Here is a 16,881-nt window from a genome sequence, read left to right as displayed (position 1 = left end):
TGGTCCATCAGTCCCGTAGGACATTTGGCGCAAGTCTAATCTGCTTTGCTGAAGATTAGTAACCTATCGACTCGAAGGCCTGCCCGACTGCTTTCACTCACTCGGCGTGTCTGAGCAGATATAGAGCGAAAGTCATGCCATTCGGTTCATTTGAATAAAAGCTGTTGAAAATCAATGCCTTGAAAGTGTTTTTGGCTTTGTCTGGCCCGTTTCATGACATTTATTTGACTAAAAACAGCTGCAGTTGCGAGGCTTTTTAAGTGCCGTGACGGTAATTCGCCACGGCATAAAAGCGACGCACGGTGTTACTGCGCGTTGAATGCCTGGCCGTTGATGCCGGTGCTGTCCGGGCCCATCAGGTAGAGGTAGACCGGCATGATCTCCTCGGGCGTCGGGTTGTTCAGTGGATTTTCGCCGGGATAAGCCTGGGCGCGCATGCTGGTGCGGGTGGCGCCGGGGTTGATGCTGTTGGAACGCACCGGTGCGACGGTGTCGACTTCGTCGGCCAGGGTTTGCATCAAGCCTTCGGTGGCGAACTTGGAGACGCCATAAGCGCCCCAATACGCACGACCCTTGCGGCCGACGCTGCTGGAGGTGAACACCACCGAAGCGTCCTGCGACAGTTTGAGCAGCGGCAACAGGGTGCTGGTGAGCATGAACATCGCGTTGACGTTGACTTGCATGACACGCATGAAGTTCTCGCCGGAGAGCTGTTCGATCGGCGTGCGCGGACCAATGATCGAGGCGTTGTGCAGCAAGCCGTCGAGGTGGCCGAACTCGGTTTCGATCATCGCCGCCAACTCATCGTATTGATGGGGCAGGGCGGTTTCCAGGTTGAACGGGATCACCGCCGGTTGTGGATGACCGGCGGCCTCGATTTCGTCGTAGACCTGAGTCAGGTTGGCTTCGGTCTTGCCCAGCAACAGCACGGTGGCGCCGTGGGCGGCGTAGGTTTTCGCGGCGGCAGCGCCGATACCACGACCAGCGCCGGTGACCAGGATGACCCGGTCCTTGAGCAATTCAGGGCGGGCGGAATAATCAAACATAAAGAAACCTCAACAAATCAGAATACGCGCGACCGTTGCGCGGTCCTGTAGGAGCCGGCTTGCCGGCGATGGCGTTTCCAGCATCGCCATCGCCAGCAAGCTGGCTCCTACAAAGGCGGTTCAGCTCGGCGATTTCATCATCGCCATCGCCAGCAAGCCGGCTCCTACAAAGGCGGTTCAGCAGCTACAGAGGGCGCTATCCAAAACCTTGCGCAACTCCAGCGGATGATCGACCACCACATCCGCACCCCAATGCCGCGGGTTATCGTCCGGGTGAATGTAGCCAAAGGTCACGGCGGCGGTCTTGGTGCCGGCGTCACGACCGGATTCGATATCGCGCAGGTCATCACCGACAAACAGCACGCTGGCCGGATCGAGGTCGAGCATCTTGCATGCGAGGATCAACGGCTCCGGGTCCGGTTTGCTGTTCTTCACGTGATCCGGGCAAATCAACAGCGCCGAACGCTCGGCCAGCCCGAGCTGCTGCATGATCGGCTCGGCAAACCGCAGAGGCTTGTTGGTGACCACGCCCCAGATCAGGTTGGCTTTCTCGATGTCGGCCAGCAACTCGCCCATGCCGTCGAACAGCTTGCTGTGCACCGCGCAGCCCACGAGGTAACGCTCCAGGAACTCCAGGCGCAGCTCTTCAAAGCCTGGCGATTCCGGGTCCATGCTGAACGTCACCGCGACCATCGCCTTGGCGCCGCCGGAGATCTCGTCGCGGATGTGCTTGTCGTTCATCGGCGGCAAGCCGCGGTCGGCGCGCATAGCCTGACAGATCGCAATGAAGTCCGGCGCGGTGTCGAGCAGCGTGCCGTCCATGTCAAAAAGGACTGCTCTGATACGCATCGACTTATTCCTCGCGCAGGGTCTGGATCATGTAGTTGACGTCCACGTCGGCCGCCAGTTTGTAGTGCTTGGTCAGCGGGTTGTACGTCAAACCGATGATGTCCTTGACGGTCAGGCCCGCCATGCGGCTCCAGGCACCCAGCTCGGAAGGGCGGATGAATTTCTTGAAATCATGCGTGCCGCGAGGCAGCAGCTTCATGATGTATTCGGCGCCGACGATGGCGAACAGGTACGCCTTCGGGTTGCGGTTGATCGTGGAGAGGAACACCTGGCCGCCCGGCTTGACCATTTTGAAGCAGGCGCGGATCACTGAGGAGGGATCCGGTACGTGCTCAAGCATTTCCAGGCACGTGACCACGTCGAACTGTTCCGGCATTTCTTCAGCCAGGGCTTCGGCGGTGATCTGCCGGTATTCGACGTTCACGCCCGACTCAAGCTGGTGCAGTTGAGCGACGGCCAGCGGCGCTTCGCCCATGTCGATGCCCATCACGGTCGCACCGCGTTGCGCCATGGCTTCGCTGAGGATGCCGCCGCCGCAGCCGATGTCGAGGACTTTCTTGCCGGCCAGATTGACCCGTTCGTCAATCCAGTTGACCCGCAGCGGGTTGATGTCGTGCAGCGGTTTGAACTCGCTTTCGCGGTCCCACCAGCGATGGGCCAGGGCTTCGAATTTGGCGATTTCGGCGTAGTCGACGTTACTCATGGTTCATCCTCTAAAACTTGAAAAATCCTGTTGCCCCGGCGGTGAGTCCGGGGTGCTTACAATTCGGTGTGGCCGCTGATGCGCTGGCCCCAGGCCTTGGCGGTGGCGCACAGCTGTTCTTCATCCAGGCGGGTCAGGCGACGGTCGTCGAGCAATTGCTTGCCACCCACCCACAGGTGTTTCACGCAGTCGCGACCGGTGGCATATATAAGCTGCGAAACCGGGTCGTAGACCGGTTGTTGCGCCAGGCCCGAGAGGTCGAACGCGACGATGTCCGCCGCTTTGCCGACTTCCAGCGAGCCGACGTCGGCCTCGATGCCCATGGCGCGTGCGCCGTTCAGCGTGGCCATGCGCAGCGCGCGATGAGCGTCCAGCGCGGTGGCCGAACCAGCGACGGCTTTGGCCAGCAACGCGGCGGTGCGGGTTTCGCCGAGCAGGTCGAGGTCGTTGTTGCTGGCCGCGCCGTCGGTGCCGACAGCCACATTGACGCCCGCCTGCCACAAACGTTCTACCGGGCAGAAACCGCTGGCCAGCTTCAGGTTCGACTCCGGGCAATGAATCACATTGGTGTTGCTTTCTACCAGCATCACCAGGTCTTCATCGCTGATCTGCGTCATGTGAACGGCCTGGAAGCGCGGCCCCAGCAGGCCCAGGCGTGCCAGTCGGGCCAACGGCCGCTCGCCACGCTGCTCGACGGCTTGCTGTACTTCGAACGCAGTTTCGTGGACGTGCATGTGAATCGGCGCGTCCAGTTCTTCGGCGATCACCCGGATTTTCTCCAGGGTTTCGTCGCCCAAGGTGTAGGGCGCGTGGGGGCCGAAGGTGACTTTGATGCGCTCGTGGTGCTTGAGATCGTTGAACAGTTCGACGCCCTGACGAATGGCGTCATCCGCCGTGCCGGCGCCCGGGATCGGGAAATCGAGGATCGGAATCGCGATTTGCGCGCGTATGCCGCTGTTATGCACACGTTCGCTGGCAACCTTCGGGAAGAAATACATGTCAGAGAAGCAGGTAATGCCACCTTTTATCTGTTCGGCGATGGCAATGTCGGTGCCATCGCGTACAAAAGCTTCATCGACCCATTTGGCTTCGGCAGGCCAGATGTGGTTTTCCAGCCAGGTCATCAGCGGCAGGTCATCGGCCAGGCCGCGGAACAGCGTCATCGCCGCGTGCCCGTGAGCATTGATCAGGCCGGGGCTGAGCAGCATGCCCGGCAGTTCGCGGACTTCGGTTGCGTTAAGCTTCAGCGCGGCGGACCGCGGGCCGATAAACACAATGCGCCCGTCGCGGATGCCCAGGCCATGCTCTTTGAGGACAACGCCAGCGGGTTCGACGGGTACCAGCCAGGTCGGCAGCAATAACAGGTCGAGCGCAGCGGCAGTGTTCGGCATCGAGGGTCGGTTCCAGTGCTTTTGTAAAGGATGGCGAAGTATACCCGAGCGTCTTCGCGGGGGGATCGCTATAATCGGCGGCTTTTGTTCATGAGTGCGGGGTGAAGGATGCGCGATCGACTGTTGGCTGCGGAGAAGGTGAAGGCCATCGATTGGCGTGATGGCGCCCTGTACCTGCTGGATCAGCGTATTTTGCCGTTCGAGGAAACCTGGATTGCCTACACCAGTGCGGCTGGCGTGGCCGAGGCGATTCGCTCGATGGTGGTGCGCGGCGCGCCGGCGATTGGCATCAGTGCCGCCTATGCCATGGTGCTTTCAGCCCGTGCCCGAATTCTCGAGGGCGGTGACTGGCAGGCCGCGTGGGAAGAGGATTACGCGTTGCTGGCCGATTCCCGTCCAACGGCGGTGAACCTGTTCTGGGCGCTGAGTCGCATGCGTGACCGCCTTGATCGTATCAAGGGCGATGCCGATCCTCTCGCGGCGCTGGAGGCGGAAGCCATCGCCATTCATGAAAGTGATCGCGAAGCCAATCTGACCATGGCGCAACTGGGTGTGGACCTGATCCGCAAGCATCAGGGCAATGCGCAGGCGATCCTGACTCATTGCAATACCGGCGCGCTGGCCACTGGCGGTTTTGGTACGGCTTTGGGCGTCATTCGCGGGGCGTTCATTGAGGGCATGGTCGAGCGTGTTTATGCCGACGAAACCCGTCCCTGGCTGCAAGGTTCGCGACTGACGGCGTGGGAGCTGGCCAACGAGGGCATCCCCGTGACCCTCAATGCCGACTCCGCTGCGGCTCACATCATGAAGACCAAAGGCATCACCTGGGTCATCGTCGGTGCCGACCGGATCACCGCCAATGGCGACGTGGCCAACAAGATCGGCACTTATCAGCTGGCGGTCAACGCCATGCACCACGGCGTGCGCTTCATGGTGGTGGCGCCGAGTTCGACCATCGACATGAACCTGGCCAGCGGCGATGACATTCCGATTGAAGAGCGTGACGGGCGCGAGTTGCTGGAGGTCGGCGGCAAGCGGGTCGGGGCGGATGTCGATGCGTTCAATCCGGTGTTCGACGTCACCCCGGCAGATTTGATTGACGCGATCGTCACGGAAAAAGGCATCGTCGAACGCCCGGACACCGCGAAAATGGCGCAGTTGATGTGCCGCAAGCGGTTGCATTGATTGGCCGTGGCGTTCGAAAGGACGCCATCGCCAGCAGGCTGGCTCCCACAGGGTTTGTGATCGACACGGATCAAATGTGGGAGCCAGCCTGCTGGCGATTAGGGTCTGAAAGTCAATAAACATCTGTAATTCAGCCCCAAATTCTGCATTCGCAGCAGCTCTAAGCCCCTCTCGTCCCCTTCAAGCCTGCCATCAGTCAACTAACTACACTCCATGCGCATCTGGGGGATAGGTGCGTGGCGGCTCTTGTGATAACATCCGGCGTTTTCCGAGGCAGTCCCACGGGGTTGTCTTTACTGCGCAAATCCATGGCATAACTCGTTGATTTGTCGTAAGTCGGTGCATGGCACTCAGCCTGCAGCGGCGAGCTTCGTTCGTCCCATATGGATGTGACGAGGTTTCACCAGAAAAAGGAATCGAGCTTCTCATGGGCGAACTGGCCAAAGAAATCCTCCCGGTCAATATCGAAGACGAGCTGAAGCAGTCCTACCTCGACTACGCAATGAGCGTAATTGTCGGGCGGGCACTGCCGGATGCGCGCGATGGCTTGAAGCCCGTGCACCGGCGCGTGCTGTTCGCGATGAGCGAGCTGGGCAACGACTTCAACAAGCCGTACAAGAAATCTGCCCGTGTTGTCGGTGACGTGATCGGTAAGTATCACCCGCACGGTGATACCGCGGTGTACGACACCATCGTTCGGATGGCGCAGCCATTCTCGCTGCGCTACCTGCTGGTAGACGGTCAGGGCAACTTCGGTTCGGTGGACGGCGACAACGCCGCGGCCATGCGATACACCGAAGTGCGCATGACCAAGCTGGCGCACGAGCTGCTGGCTGACCTGCATAAAGAAACCGTGGACTGGGTGCCGAACTACGACGGCACCGAAATGATCCCGGCGGTCATGCCGACCCGTATTCCCAACCTGCTGGTCAACGGCTCCAGCGGTATCGCCGTGGGCATGGCGACCAACATCCCGCCGCACAACCTCGGTGAAGTCATCGACGGTTGCCTGGCGCTCATCGACAACCCTGAGTTGACCATCGATGAGCTGATGCAATACATCCCCGGTCCGGACTTCCCGACCGCCGCGATCATCAACGGTCGCGCCGGCATCATCGAAGCCTACCGCACCGGTCGCGGCCGCATTTACATGCGCGCCCGCTCGATCATCGAAGACATCGACAAGGTCGGTGGCCGTCAGCAGATCGTCATCACCGAACTCCCTTACCAGCTGAACAAGGCCCGTCTGATCGAGAAGATCGCCGAGCTGGTTAAAGAGAAGAAGCTCGAAGGCATCACCGAACTGCGCGACGAGTCCGACAAGGACGGCATGCGCGTTGTGATCGAGCTGCGTCGCGGCGAAGTGCCTGAGGTGATCCTCAACAACCTCTACGCCCAGACCCAGCTGCAAGCGGTATTCGGTATCAACATCGTTGCGCTGATCGACGGCCGTCCGCGGATCCTGAACCTCAAGGACCTGCTGGAAGCCTTCGTTCGTCACCGTCGCGAAGTCGTTACCCGTCGCACCGTGTTCGAGCTGCGTAAGGCGCGCGAACGTGGCCACATTCTCGAAGGCCAGGCGGTTGCCCTGTCGAACATCGACCCGGTCATCGCGTTGATCAAGGCCTCGCCAACGCCGTCGGAAGCCAAGGAAGCGCTGATCAGCACGCCTTGGGAATCCTCCGCCGTGGTGGCGATGGTTGAGCGTGCCGGTGCCGACTCTTGCCGTCCAGAGACCCTGGATCCGCAATACGGTCTGCGTGAAGGCAAGTACTTCCTTTCGCCGGAACAGGCGCAAGCCATTCTGGAACTGCGTCTGCACCGCCTGACCGGTCTGGAACACGAAAAACTGCTGGCCGAGTATCAAGAGATCCTCAACCAGATCGGCGAGCTGATCCGCATCCTCAACAGCGCCACGCGCCTGATGGAAGTGATCCGCGAAGAGCTGGAAGTGATCCGCGCCGAATACGGCGACGTGCGCCGCACCGAAATTCTCGATGCCCGTCTCGACCTGACCCTGGGTGACATGATCCCGGAAGAAGATCGCGTCGTGACCATTTCCCACGGTGGCTACGCCAAGACCCAGCCATTGGCTGCGTACCAGGCCCAGCGTCGTGGCGGTAAAGGCAAATCGGCGACTGGCGTCAAGGATGAGGACTACATCGCTCACCTGCTGGTCGCCAACAGCCACACCACGCTGCTGCTGTTCTCCAGCAAGGGCAAGGTGTACTGGCTGAAAACCTATGAAATCCCGGAAGCGTCCCGCGCTGCCCGTGGTCGTCCGCTGGTCAACCTGCTGCCGCTGGACAGTGATGAATACATCACCACTATGCTGCCGGTCGAGGAATACACCGAAGGTCACTTCATCTTCATGGCGACTGCCAAAGGCACTGTGAAGAAGACCCCGCTGGAATCCTTCAGCCGTCAACGCAGCGTCGGTCTGATCGCGCTGGAGCTGGACGAAGGTGACGTACTGATCTCTGCCGCCATTACAGATGGCGAGCGCGAAGTCATGCTGTTCTCCGACGGCGGCAAGGTCACTCGCTTCAAGGAAACTGACGTTCGTGCCATGGGCCGTACCGCTCGCGGTGTCCGCGGCATGCGTCTGCCGGAAGGCCAGAAGCTGATTTCCATGCTGATCCCGGAAGAAGGCAGCCAGATCCTCACCGCTTCGGCGCGTGGTTTCGGCAAGCGTACGGCGATCACCGAGTTCCCTGAGTACAAGCGTGGCGGCCAGGGCGTTATCGCCATGGTCAGCAACGACCGTAACGGCCGTCTGGTCGGCGCGGTTCAGGTGCTCGACGGCGAGGAAATCATGCTGATTTCCGACCAGGGCACGTTGGTTCGTACCCGTGTCGACGAAGTCTCCAGCCTGGGTCGTAACACCCAGGGCGTGACCCTGATCAAGCTGGCCAGCGATGAAACGCTGGTCGGTCTGGAGCGGGTGCAGGAACCGTCGGAAGTCGAAGGCGAAGAGCTGGAAGGCGAAGAGGGTGCGGTGTTCGACGGCGAAGTCGTGATCGACGACGTTGTTGAAGACCAGCAACTCGATGCTGCCGCTGACGAAGAACCGCAAGAGTAAGCGGACAAACAGGGGGCGGATGAAAATTCGCCCCCTTGTTGTTTGTCCGAACGGAAAATTTCGATATCCAGGGACATCCCATGTGGGAGCGAGCCTGCTCGCGATGCAGGCGCCGCGGTACCTCTGAAGCACCGCGGTGATGCATTCGCGAGCAGGCTCGCTCCCACAGGTTTTCTGCTTCGGCAGGGACCCTGTGTCGATTGATGTTGTGATTTATTGCGTGATTACCACCAAATCAGAGCGAGATTGGATGTGAGCAAGAGAGCCTATAACTTCTGTGCCGGTCCTGCGGCACTTCCCGAAGCTGTCCTGCAGCGCGCCCAGGGTGAACTCCTTGATTGGCACGGCAAGGGTCTGTCGGTCATGGAAATGAGCCATCGCAGTGATGAGTTCGTGTCCATCGCTAACAAGGCCGAGCAGGATCTGCGTGATCTGCTGAATATCCCCTCGAACTATAAAGTGCTGTTCCTGCAAGGTGGCGCCAGCCAGCAGTTTGCTCAGATCCCTCTGAACCTGCTGCCGGAAAGCGGCACTGCCGACTATATCGACACCGGTATCTGGTCGCAGAAAGCCATCGAAGAAGCGTCGCGCTACGGCCACGTCAACGTTGCCGCCACCGCCAAGCCTTACGACTATTTCGCGATTCCCGGCCAGAACGAATGGAAGCTGTCGAAAGACGCGGCCTACGTTCACTACGCGCCGAACGAAACCATTGGTGGTCTGGAATTCAACTGGGTCCCGGAAACCGGTGACGTTCCGCTGGTCGCCGACATGTCTTCGGACATCTTGTCGCGCCCGATTGATGTTTCGCGTTTCGGCATGATCTACGCCGGCGCCCAGAAAAACATCGGCCCGAGCGGCATCGTCGTCAACATCGTTCGCGAAGACCTGCTGGGTCACGCCCGTTCCCTGTGCCCGACCATGCTCAACTACAAGGTCGCGGCCGATAACGGCTCGATGTACAACACCCCGCCAACATTGGCCTGGTACCTGTCTGGCCTGGTGTTCGAGTGGCTGAAAGAGCAGGGCGGCGTCGAAGCCATCGGCAAGCTCAACGAAGTGAAACAGCGCACGCTGTACGACTTCATTGATGCCAGCGGCCTGTACAGCAACCCGATCAACAAGTCCGATCGTTCGTGGATGAACGTGCCGTTCCGCCTGGCTGACGATCGTCTGGACAAGCCATTCCTGGCTGGTGCCGACGAGCGTGGCCTGCTGAACCTCAAGGGTCACCGATCCGTGGGCGGCATGCGCGCCTCCATCTATAACGCCGTCGATATCGTTGCGGTCAACGCACTGGTTTCGTACATGGCAGAGTTCGAGAAGGAACACGGCTAATGTCTGAGCAAGAACTCAAGGCACTGCGCCTGCGCATTGATGCCCTGGACGAAAAAGTCCTGGAGCTGATCAGTGAGCGCGCACGCTGCGCCCAGGAAGTTGCGCGAGTAAAGATGGCCTCGCTGGCCGAAGGCGAAGTGCCGGTGTTCTATCGTCCTGAGCGTGAAGCTCAGGTGCTCAAGCGTGTGATGGAGCGCAATCAGGGCCCGCTGGGCAACGAAGAAATGGCGCGGTTGTTCCGCGAAATCATGTCTTCGTGCCTGGCCCTCGAGCAGCCGCTGAAAGTGGCTTACCTCGGTCCTGAAGGCACCTTCACTCAAGCGGCGGCCATGAAGCACTTCGGCCACGCGGTGATCAGCAAGCCGATGGCGGCCATCGACGAAGTGTTCCGCGAAGTGGCGGCCGGTGCGGTGAACTTTGGCGTGGTCCCGGTGGAAAACTCCACCGAGGGCGCGGTCAACCACACGCTCGACAGCTTCCTCGAACACGACATGGTCATCTGTGGCGAAGTCGAGTTGCGGATTCACCACCATCTGTTGGTCGGTGAAAACACCAAGACCGACAGCATCAGCCGCATCTATTCCCACGCCCAGTCGCTGGCGCAGTGCCGCAAGTGGCTGGATGCACACTACCCGAACGTCGAGCGCGTCGCGGTTTCCAGCAACGCCGAAGCGGCGAAGCGGGTCAAGGGTGAGTGGAACTCGGCGGCGATTGCCGGCGACATGGCCGCAGGCTTGTACGGGCTGACCCGTCTGGCCGAGAAAATCGAGGATCGCCCGGACAACTCCACGCGATTCCTGATGATCGGCAGCCAGGAAGTGCCGCCAACCGGCGACGACAAGACGTCGATCATCGTCTCCATGAGCAACAAGCCGGGCGCGCTTCACGAGTTGCTGGTGCCGTTCCACGACAATGGCATCGACCTGACACGCATCGAGACACGTCCTTCGCGTAGCGGTAAATGGACCTATGTGTTCTTCATCGACTTCGTCGGCCATCACCGCGATCCGCTGGTAAAAGGTGTGCTGGAAAAGATCAGTCAGGAAGCAGTGGCACTTAAAGTGTTGGGTTCCTACCCGAAAGCCGTTCTCTAAGGGGTAGCAAATGAGTGGCAACTTCCTCGCTCTGGCACAGCCGGGCGTGCAACAACTGTCGCCTTACGTTCCGGGCAAGCCCGTGGGCGAACTGGCGCGCGAGCTGGACATCGATCCGGCCAGCATCGTCAAACTGGCGAGCAACGAAAACCCGTTGGGCGCCAGTCCAAAGGCTTTGGCGGCCATTCGCGAAGAATTGGCCGAGCTGACCCGTTATCCGGATGGCAACGGTTTTGCGCTCAAGACCCTGCTGGCCGATCAGTGCCGCGTCGAACTGAATCAGGTGACGCTGGGCAACGGTTCCAACGACATCCTGGAACTGGTCGCGCGTGCCTATCTGGCGCCGGGCCTGAATGCGGTGTTCAGTGAGCATGCGTTCGCGGTCTATCCGATCGTCACCCAGGCCGTCGGTGCGACGGCCAAAGTGATCCCGGCCAAAGACTGGGGCCATGATCTGTCGGCCATGCTGGCCGCGATCGATGCCGATACCCGTGTGGTCTTCATCGCCAACCCGAACAACCCGACCGGAACCTGGTTTGGCGCCGAAGCGCTGGACGAGTTCCTGCAGGATGTGCCGGAGCACGTGCTGGTGGTGCTGGACGAGGCCTACATCGAATACGCCGAAGGCAGCGACTTGCCGGATGGCCTGGATTTCCTGGCGGCGTACCCGAACCTGCTGGTTTCGCGCACCTTCTCCAAGGCCTACGGCCTGGCCGCGTTGCGCGTTGGTTACGGCTTGTCCACGGCGGTGGTTGCCGACGTGCTGAACCGTGTGCGTCAGCCATTCAACGTCAACAGCCTGGCCCTGGCCGCTGCGTGCGCTGCGCTGCAGGACGCCGAGTACCTGGCTGAAAGTCGCCGCCTGAACGAAGCCGGCATGCTGCAGCTGGAAGCGGGTTTCCGCGAACTGGGGCTGAGCTGGATCCCGTCCAAGGGCAACTTCATCTGCGTCGATCTCGGCCGTGTTGCCTTGCCGGTCTTCCAGGGTTTGCTGCGCGAAGGCGTGATCGTGCGTCCGGTGGCCAACTATGGCATGCCGAACCACTTGCGCATCACCATCGGCCTGCCGGCGGAAAACAGCCGCTTCCTTGAGGCGCTGACCAAGGTTCTGGCTCGTGGTTGATGTCACTGCTCTGCAATCTGCTGAACCTATGATCGGTCGCCTGGTGGTGGTCGGTCTGGGGTTGATCGGCGGTTCGTTTGCCAAGGGGCTACGTGAAAGCGGCCTGTGCCGCGAAGTGGTGGGCGTCGATCTCGATCCGCAGTCGCGCAAGCTCGCGGTCGAGTTGGGCGTGGTGGATCGCTGCGAAGAAGACCTGGCCGTTGCCTGCCAGGGCGCCGACGTGATTCAACTCGCGGTGCCGATCCTGGCCATGGAAAAGATGCTCGGCCGGTTGGCCGGCATGGACCTTGGGCAAGCGATTCTGACGGATGTCGGCAGTGCCAAGGGCAACGTCGTGCGCGCCGCGACCGAGGCGTTTGGCGGCATGCCGGCGCGTTTCGTGCCGGGCCATCCGATTGCCGGTTCCGAGCAGAGCGGGGTGGAAGCCTCGAATGCCGAACTGTTTCGTCGCCATAAAGTGATTCTGACGCCGCTGGACCAAACCGATCCGGCGGCGCTGGCCGTGGTCGACCGGTTGTGGCGTGAGCTGGGCGCCGATGTCGAGCACATGCAGGTCGAGCGTCACGACGAAGTGTTGGCGGCGACCAGCCATTTGCCGCACTTGCTGGCGTTCGGTTTGGTCGATTCGTTGGCCAAGCGCAATGAAAACCTTGAGATCTTCCGTTACGCTGCCGGCGGTTTCCGTGATTTCACAAGAATCGCGGGAAGTGACCCGGTCATGTGGCACGACATCTTCCTCGCCAACCGCGAAGCTGTCCTGCGCACGCTTGATACATTTCGCAGCGACCTCGACGCCTTGCGCGACGCGGTCGATGCAGGGGATGGGCACCAATTGTTGGGCGTGTTCACGCGCGCCCGGGTTGCCCGCGAACATTTCAGTAAAATCCTGGCTCGCCGGGCTTATGTGGACGCTATGAACTCCAACGACCTGATTTTCCTGGGACAACCTGGTGGCCGCCTGACTGGGCGGATTCGTGTACCGGGCGATAAATCGATTTCCCACCGTTCGATCATGCTCGGCTCCCTGGCCGAAGGCGTCACCGAAGTTGAAGGCTTCCTCGAGGGCGAAGACGCTCTGGCGACCTTGCAGGCCTTCCGCGACATGGGTGTCGTGATCGAAGGTCCGCACCACGGTCGCGTGACCATCCACGGCGTCGGCCTGCATGGCCTGAAGCCTGCGCCGGGCCCGATCTATCTGGGCAACTCCGGCACTTCGATGCGTCTGCTGTCCGGCCTGCTGGCCGCGCAGAACTTCGACAGCACCTTGACCGGTGATGCCTCGCTGTCCAAGCGTCCGATGAATCGCGTGGCCAATCCGCTGCGTGAAATGGGCGCCGTGATCGAGACCGCCGCTGAAGGTCGTCCACCGATGATCATTCGTGGCGGTAACAAGCTCAAAGGCCTGACTTACACCATGCCGATGGCCAGTGCCCAGGTTAAATCCTGCCTGCTGTTGGCCGGCCTGTACGCTGATGGCAAAACCACCGTCACCGAGCCTGCACCGACGCGCGACCACACCGAGCGCATGCTGCGCGGCTTCGGCTACCCGGTCAGCGTCAATGGCGCTACGGCGTCGGTCGAATCCGGGCACAAGCTGACCGCGACCCACATTGAAGTGCCGGGCGATATTTCGTCGTCGGCGTTCTTCCTGGTGGCGGCGTCCATTGCCGAAGGTTCCGAACTGGTGCTCGAGCATGTCGGCATCAACCCGACCCGTACCGGCGTGATCGACATTCTGCGTCTGATGGGCGCTGACATCACCCTGGAAAACCAGCGTGAAGTCGGCGGCGAACCCGTAGCGGACCTGCGCGTGCGTGCAGCTAAACTCAAAGGTATCGAGATTCCCGAAGCGCTGGTTCCATTGGCCATCGACGAATTCCCTGTGCTGTTCGTGGCGGCGGCCTGTGCCGAAGGGCGCACCATCCTGCGTGGCGCCGAAGAATTGCGCGTCAAGGAATCGGACCGGATCCAGGTCATGGCCGATGGCTTGCTGGCACTGGGCGTCAAATGCGAACCGACCCCGGACGGCATCATCATCGACGGCGGCCTGATCGGCGGCGGCGAAGTGCATGGTCACGGCGATCACCGGATTGCCATGGCTTTCAGCGTGGCATCGCTGCGTGCCACTGCGCCTATTCGCATCCATGACTGTGCCAACGTCGCAACGTCGTTCCCGAACTTCCTGGCGCTGTGCGCGCAGGTCGGTATCCGTGTTGCACAAGAGGCTCAGTCGTGAAAAACATCGCACCGGTCATCACCATCGATGGGCCAAGCGGCTCCGGCAAGGGCACGGTAGCTGGCATCCTGGCCAAGCGTCTGGGCTGGAACCTGCTGGATTCCGGTGCGCTTTATCGGTTGCTGGCCTTCGCTGCGCACAATCACGGTGTCGACCTCACCAATGAAGAATTGCTGAAAAAACTTGCCGCTCATCTGGATGTGCAGTTCATCGCGGCGACCGACGGTCAGTTGCAGCGCATCATTCTCGAGGGTGATGAAGTCAGCGATGTGATTCGCACCGAAAGCATCGGCTCCGGCGCCTCGCAGGTCGCGGCGTTGCCCGCAGTGCGCGAGGCGCTGCTGCAGCGCCAGCGTGCATTCCAGGAGGCGCCGGGCCTGGTGGCCGATGGTCGCGACATGGGTACGGTGGTTTTTCCGGATGCACCGTTGAAGATTTTCCTCACCGCCAGTGCCGAGGAGCGTGCGCGCCGTCGATACTTGCAGTTGAAGGGCAAAGTCGATGGTGTTAGTCTGTCGAGTCTGCTAGATGAGATACGTGCACGCGATGAGCGTGACACCCAGCGAGCGGTAGCCCCGCTCAAACCGGCGGCTGACGCCATACAGCTGGATTCCACGGAATTATCCATCGACCAGGTGCTGGAACGCATCATGAGCGAGATCGCCATTCGCGATATCGCCGGGTGACCAAGAAGGCCGCAGGGGACCAGTCATAGTCCTGTGGCGCTTCTTTTAAATGAAACTAACCCACACCGTCTGGGGTGTGGAGATGGGCGTATTCTTCGCCCTCATCAACAGGAATTAAAATGAGCGAAAGCTTTGCGGAACTCTTTGAAGAAAGCCTAAAAACCCTGAACCTTCAGGCAGGCTCCATCATCACCGGTGTTATCGTTGATATCGATTACCAAGCTCGCTGGGTAACCGTTCACGCTGGCCTGAAGTCTGAAGCACTCATCCCGCTTGAGCAGTTCTACAACGACGCTGGCGACCTGACTATCAACGTCGGTGACGAAGTTCACGTTGCGCTGGACTCGGTTGAAGACGGCTTTGGTGAAACCAAGCTGTCCCGTGAAAAAGCCAAGCGCGCTGAATGCTGGATTGTTCTGGAAGCTGCCTTCGCAGCCGAGGAAGTGGTCAAGGGCGTTATCAACGGTAAGGTTAAAGGCGGCTTCACTGTCGACGTTAACGGCATCCGTGCGTTCCTGCCAGGTTCCCTGGTTGACGTCCGTCCTGTGCGCGATACCACGCACCTGGAAGGCAAAGAGCTGGAATTCAAGGTCATCAAACTCGACCAGAAACGCAACAACGTTGTCGTTTCCCGTCGCAGCGTCCTCGAAGCCGAGAACTCCGCCGAGCGTGAAGCTCTGCTGGAATCCCTGCAGGAAGGTCAGCAAGTCAAAGGTATCGTCAAGAACCTCACCGATTACGGCGCATTCGTCGATCTGGGTGGCGTGGACGGCCTGCTGCACATCACCGACATGGCTTGGAAGCGCATCAAGCATCCTTCCGAGATCGTCAACGTTGGTGACGAAATCGACGTTAAGGTTCTGAAATACGATCGCGAACGCAACCGTGTTTCCCTGGGCCTGAAGCAACTGGGCGAAGATCCATGGGTTGCTATCAAAGCCCGTTACCCAGAAAGCACTCGCGTTACCGCTCGTGTAACCAACCTGACCGACTACGGCTGCTTCGCTGAGCTGGAAGAAGGCGTTGAAGGTCTGGTACACGTTTCCGAAATGGACTGGACCAACAAGAACATCCACCCTTCGAAAGTCGTACAAGTCGGCGACGAAGTGGAAGTTATGGTTCTGGACATCGACGAAGAGCGTCGTCGTATCTCCCTCGGCATCAAGCAGTGCAAATCTAACCCATGGGAAGATTTCTCTGGCCAGTTCAACAAGGGCGATAAAATCTCCGGCACCATCAAGTCGATCACCGATTTCGGTATCTTCATTGGTCTGGACGGCGGCATCGACGGTCTGGTTCACCTGTCCGACATCTCCTGGAACGAAGTGGGCGAAGAAGCCGTTCGCCGCTTCAAGAAGGGCGACGAGCTGGACACCGTTATCCTGTCGGTTGACCCAGAGCGCGAGCGTATCTCCCTGGGTATCAAGCAACTGGAAAGCGATCCGTTCTCCGAGTACGTTCAAGAGAACGACAAAGGCGCAATCGTTAAAGGCATCGTGAAAGAAGTTGACGCTAAAGGCGCCATCATCACTCTGGCCGACGATATCGAAGCGACTCTGAAAGCCTCCGAAATCAGCCGTGACCGCGTTGAAGACGCGCGCAACGTTCTGAAAGAAGGCCAGGAAGTAGAAGCCAAGATCATCAGCGTTGATCGTAAGAGCCGCGTAATTCAGCTGTCGATCAAATCGAAAGACGATGCTGAAGAGAAAGAAGCCATCCAGAGCCTGAAAACTGCTCCGGAAGGTGAAGCTGCTGCTGACACCACCATGGCGGCACTGCTGCGCCAGGCAATGGCCAAACAGAACTAAGTTCTGCTTGATCATTAAAAAGGGCGACTTCGGTCGCCCTTTTTTGTGCCTGCGATTTGGTGCGGGCAGTAACCATATCGCACGACATTGTTCGCCCGTGAAACCAATAGCCCCCAAAAGCTGTCTCTTTCTTTAATCGGATCAATCGTTTATTTACAGCTAGTCTTTAGTCAGAAGCGAACGACAGTCGGGCAGGGCGCCCGGCATAAGGAAATGAATGAACAAGCTCGTTGTCGCACTAGCCGTTCTGACATTGGCGGGTTGTACCACTAATGCGAAGACTCACGCCTCACGTGGGGTTAGTGGTATCGAGATCGATTGTTCGGGGTTGGGGTCGGGG

General features: G+C 59.8%; 12 protein-coding genes. 8 read left to right on the top strand and 4 right to left on the bottom strand.

The window, feature by feature from the left end; all coding sequences use genetic code 11:
- Positions 1–305 precede the first annotated feature (305 nt).
- The 4 genes from KGA97_RS12225 to KGA97_RS12210 all read right to left on the bottom strand — a co-directional run bounded on the left by KGA97_RS12225 (position 306) and on the right by KGA97_RS12210 (position 3,989).
- A complete protein-coding gene (locus tag KGA97_RS12225; protein WP_008031809.1) occupies positions 306–1,046 on the bottom strand; it encodes a YciK family oxidoreductase in 741 nt (246 codons plus the stop codon).
- A gap of 177 nt (positions 1,047–1,223) precedes the next feature.
- On the bottom strand, positions 1,224–1,895 hold the full coding sequence (mupP, locus tag KGA97_RS12220; protein WP_008031808.1) for an N-acetylmuramic acid 6-phosphate phosphatase MupP: 672 nt from the start codon (positions 1,893–1,895) through the stop codon (positions 1,224–1,226).
- Positions 1,896–1,899: 4 nt separating this feature from the next.
- Positions 1,900–2,598 carry a bifunctional 2-polyprenyl-6-hydroxyphenol methylase/3-demethylubiquinol 3-O-methyltransferase UbiG gene (ubiG, locus tag KGA97_RS12215; RefSeq protein ID WP_008031806.1) on the bottom strand — a complete coding sequence of 233 codons (699 nt, stop codon included), beginning with the start codon at positions 2,596–2,598 and terminating at the stop codon, positions 1,900–1,902.
- 56 nt (positions 2,599–2,654) lie between these two features.
- Positions 2,655–3,989 carry a TRZ/ATZ family hydrolase gene (locus tag KGA97_RS12210; RefSeq protein ID WP_192226144.1) on the bottom strand — a complete coding sequence of 445 codons (1,335 nt, stop codon included), beginning with the start codon at positions 3,987–3,989 and terminating at the stop codon, positions 2,655–2,657.
- 108 nt (positions 3,990–4,097) lie between these two features.
- Between KGA97_RS12210 and mtnA the strand changes: the two genes are divergently transcribed.
- The 8 genes from mtnA to rpsA all read left to right on the top strand — a co-directional run bounded on the left by mtnA (position 4,098) and on the right by rpsA (position 16,541).
- Positions 4,098–5,174 carry an S-methyl-5-thioribose-1-phosphate isomerase gene (gene mtnA, locus KGA97_RS12205; RefSeq protein WP_008031801.1) on the top strand — a complete coding sequence of 359 codons (1,077 nt, stop codon included), beginning with the start codon at positions 4,098–4,100 and terminating at the stop codon, positions 5,172–5,174.
- A 427-nt stretch (positions 5,175–5,601) separates the two neighbouring features.
- Positions 5,602–8,256 (top strand): DNA gyrase subunit A, encoded by a 2,655-nt coding sequence (gyrA, locus tag KGA97_RS12200; protein WP_192226146.1) that lies wholly within the window; start codon positions 5,602–5,604, stop codon positions 8,254–8,256.
- Between the two features lie 252 nt (positions 8,257–8,508).
- The gene (gene serC / locus KGA97_RS12195) at positions 8,509–9,594 is read left to right on the top strand and encodes a 3-phosphoserine/phosphohydroxythreonine transaminase (protein WP_008042110.1); all 1,086 of its coding nucleotides are present in this window, start codon (positions 8,509–8,511) and stop codon (positions 9,592–9,594) included.
- The gene (gene pheA / locus KGA97_RS12190) at positions 9,594–10,688 is read left to right on the top strand and encodes a prephenate dehydratase (protein WP_007899727.1); all 1,095 of its coding nucleotides are present in this window, start codon (positions 9,594–9,596) and stop codon (positions 10,686–10,688) included. The genes serC and pheA overlap by 1 nt, the downstream gene beginning before the upstream one ends.
- Before the next feature lie 10 nt (positions 10,689–10,698).
- Positions 10,699–11,811, top strand: coding sequence for a histidinol-phosphate transaminase (hisC, locus tag KGA97_RS12185; protein ID WP_223480843.1), 1,113 nt, complete (start codon positions 10,699–10,701; stop codon positions 11,809–11,811).
- 28 nt (positions 11,812–11,839) lie between these two features.
- Positions 11,840–14,047 carry a bifunctional prephenate dehydrogenase/3-phosphoshikimate 1-carboxyvinyltransferase gene (locus KGA97_RS12180; RefSeq protein WP_230427588.1) on the top strand — a complete coding sequence of 736 codons (2,208 nt, stop codon included), beginning with the start codon at positions 11,840–11,842 and terminating at the stop codon, positions 14,045–14,047.
- Positions 14,044–14,733 carry a (d)CMP kinase gene (gene cmk, locus KGA97_RS12175; RefSeq protein ID WP_008031791.1) on the top strand — a complete coding sequence of 230 codons (690 nt, stop codon included), beginning with the start codon at positions 14,044–14,046 and terminating at the stop codon, positions 14,731–14,733. Before KGA97_RS12180 ends, cmk begins: the two co-directional genes overlap by 4 nt.
- Before the next feature lie 119 nt (positions 14,734–14,852).
- The gene (rpsA, locus tag KGA97_RS12170; protein ID WP_008031789.1) at positions 14,853–16,541 is read left to right on the top strand and encodes a 30S ribosomal protein S1; all 1,689 of its coding nucleotides are present in this window, start codon (positions 14,853–14,855) and stop codon (positions 16,539–16,541) included.
- The last annotated feature ends 340 nt before the right edge of the window (positions 16,542–16,881 follow it).

This window comes from Pseudomonas sp. BF-B-15 (assembly GCF_019946675.1).
In the GTDB taxonomy this organism is placed as follows: domain Bacteria; phylum Pseudomonadota; class Gammaproteobacteria; order Pseudomonadales; family Pseudomonadaceae; genus Aquipseudomonas; species Aquipseudomonas migulae.
This window is presented reverse-complemented; position numbering and strand designations above follow the sequence as displayed.

Bases quoted from the DNA above. Each gene is read 5' to 3' on its own strand.
- mupP (WP_008031808.1), bottom strand. From the start codon at position 1,895: ATGCGTATCAGAGCAGTCCTTTTTGACATGGACGGCACGCTGCTCGAC.
- KGA97_RS12210 (WP_192226144.1), bottom strand. From the start codon at position 3,989: ATGCCGAACACTGCCGCTGCGCTCGACCTGTTATTGCTGCCGACCTGG.
- rpsA (WP_008031789.1), top strand. From the start codon at position 14,853: ATGAGCGAAAGCTTTGCGGAACTCTTTGAAGAAAGCCTAAAAACCCTG.
- gyrA (WP_192226146.1), top strand. From the start codon at position 5,602: ATGGGCGAACTGGCCAAAGAAATCCTCCCGGTCAATATCGAAGACGAG.
- hisC (WP_223480843.1), top strand. From the start codon at position 10,699: ATGAGTGGCAACTTCCTCGCTCTGGCACAGCCGGGCGTGCAACAACTG.
- KGA97_RS12180 (WP_230427588.1), top strand. From the start codon at position 11,840: ATGATCGGTCGCCTGGTGGTGGTCGGTCTGGGGTTGATCGGCGGTTCG.
- KGA97_RS12225 (WP_008031809.1), bottom strand. From the start codon at position 1,046: ATGTTTGATTATTCCGCCCGCCCTGAATTGCTCAAGGACCGGGTCATC.
- mtnA (WP_008031801.1), top strand. From the start codon at position 4,098: ATGCGCGATCGACTGTTGGCTGCGGAGAAGGTGAAGGCCATCGATTGG.
- pheA (WP_007899727.1), top strand. From the start codon at position 9,594: ATGTCTGAGCAAGAACTCAAGGCACTGCGCCTGCGCATTGATGCCCTG.
- ubiG (WP_008031806.1), bottom strand. From the start codon at position 2,598: ATGAGTAACGTCGACTACGCCGAAATCGCCAAATTCGAAGCCCTGGCC.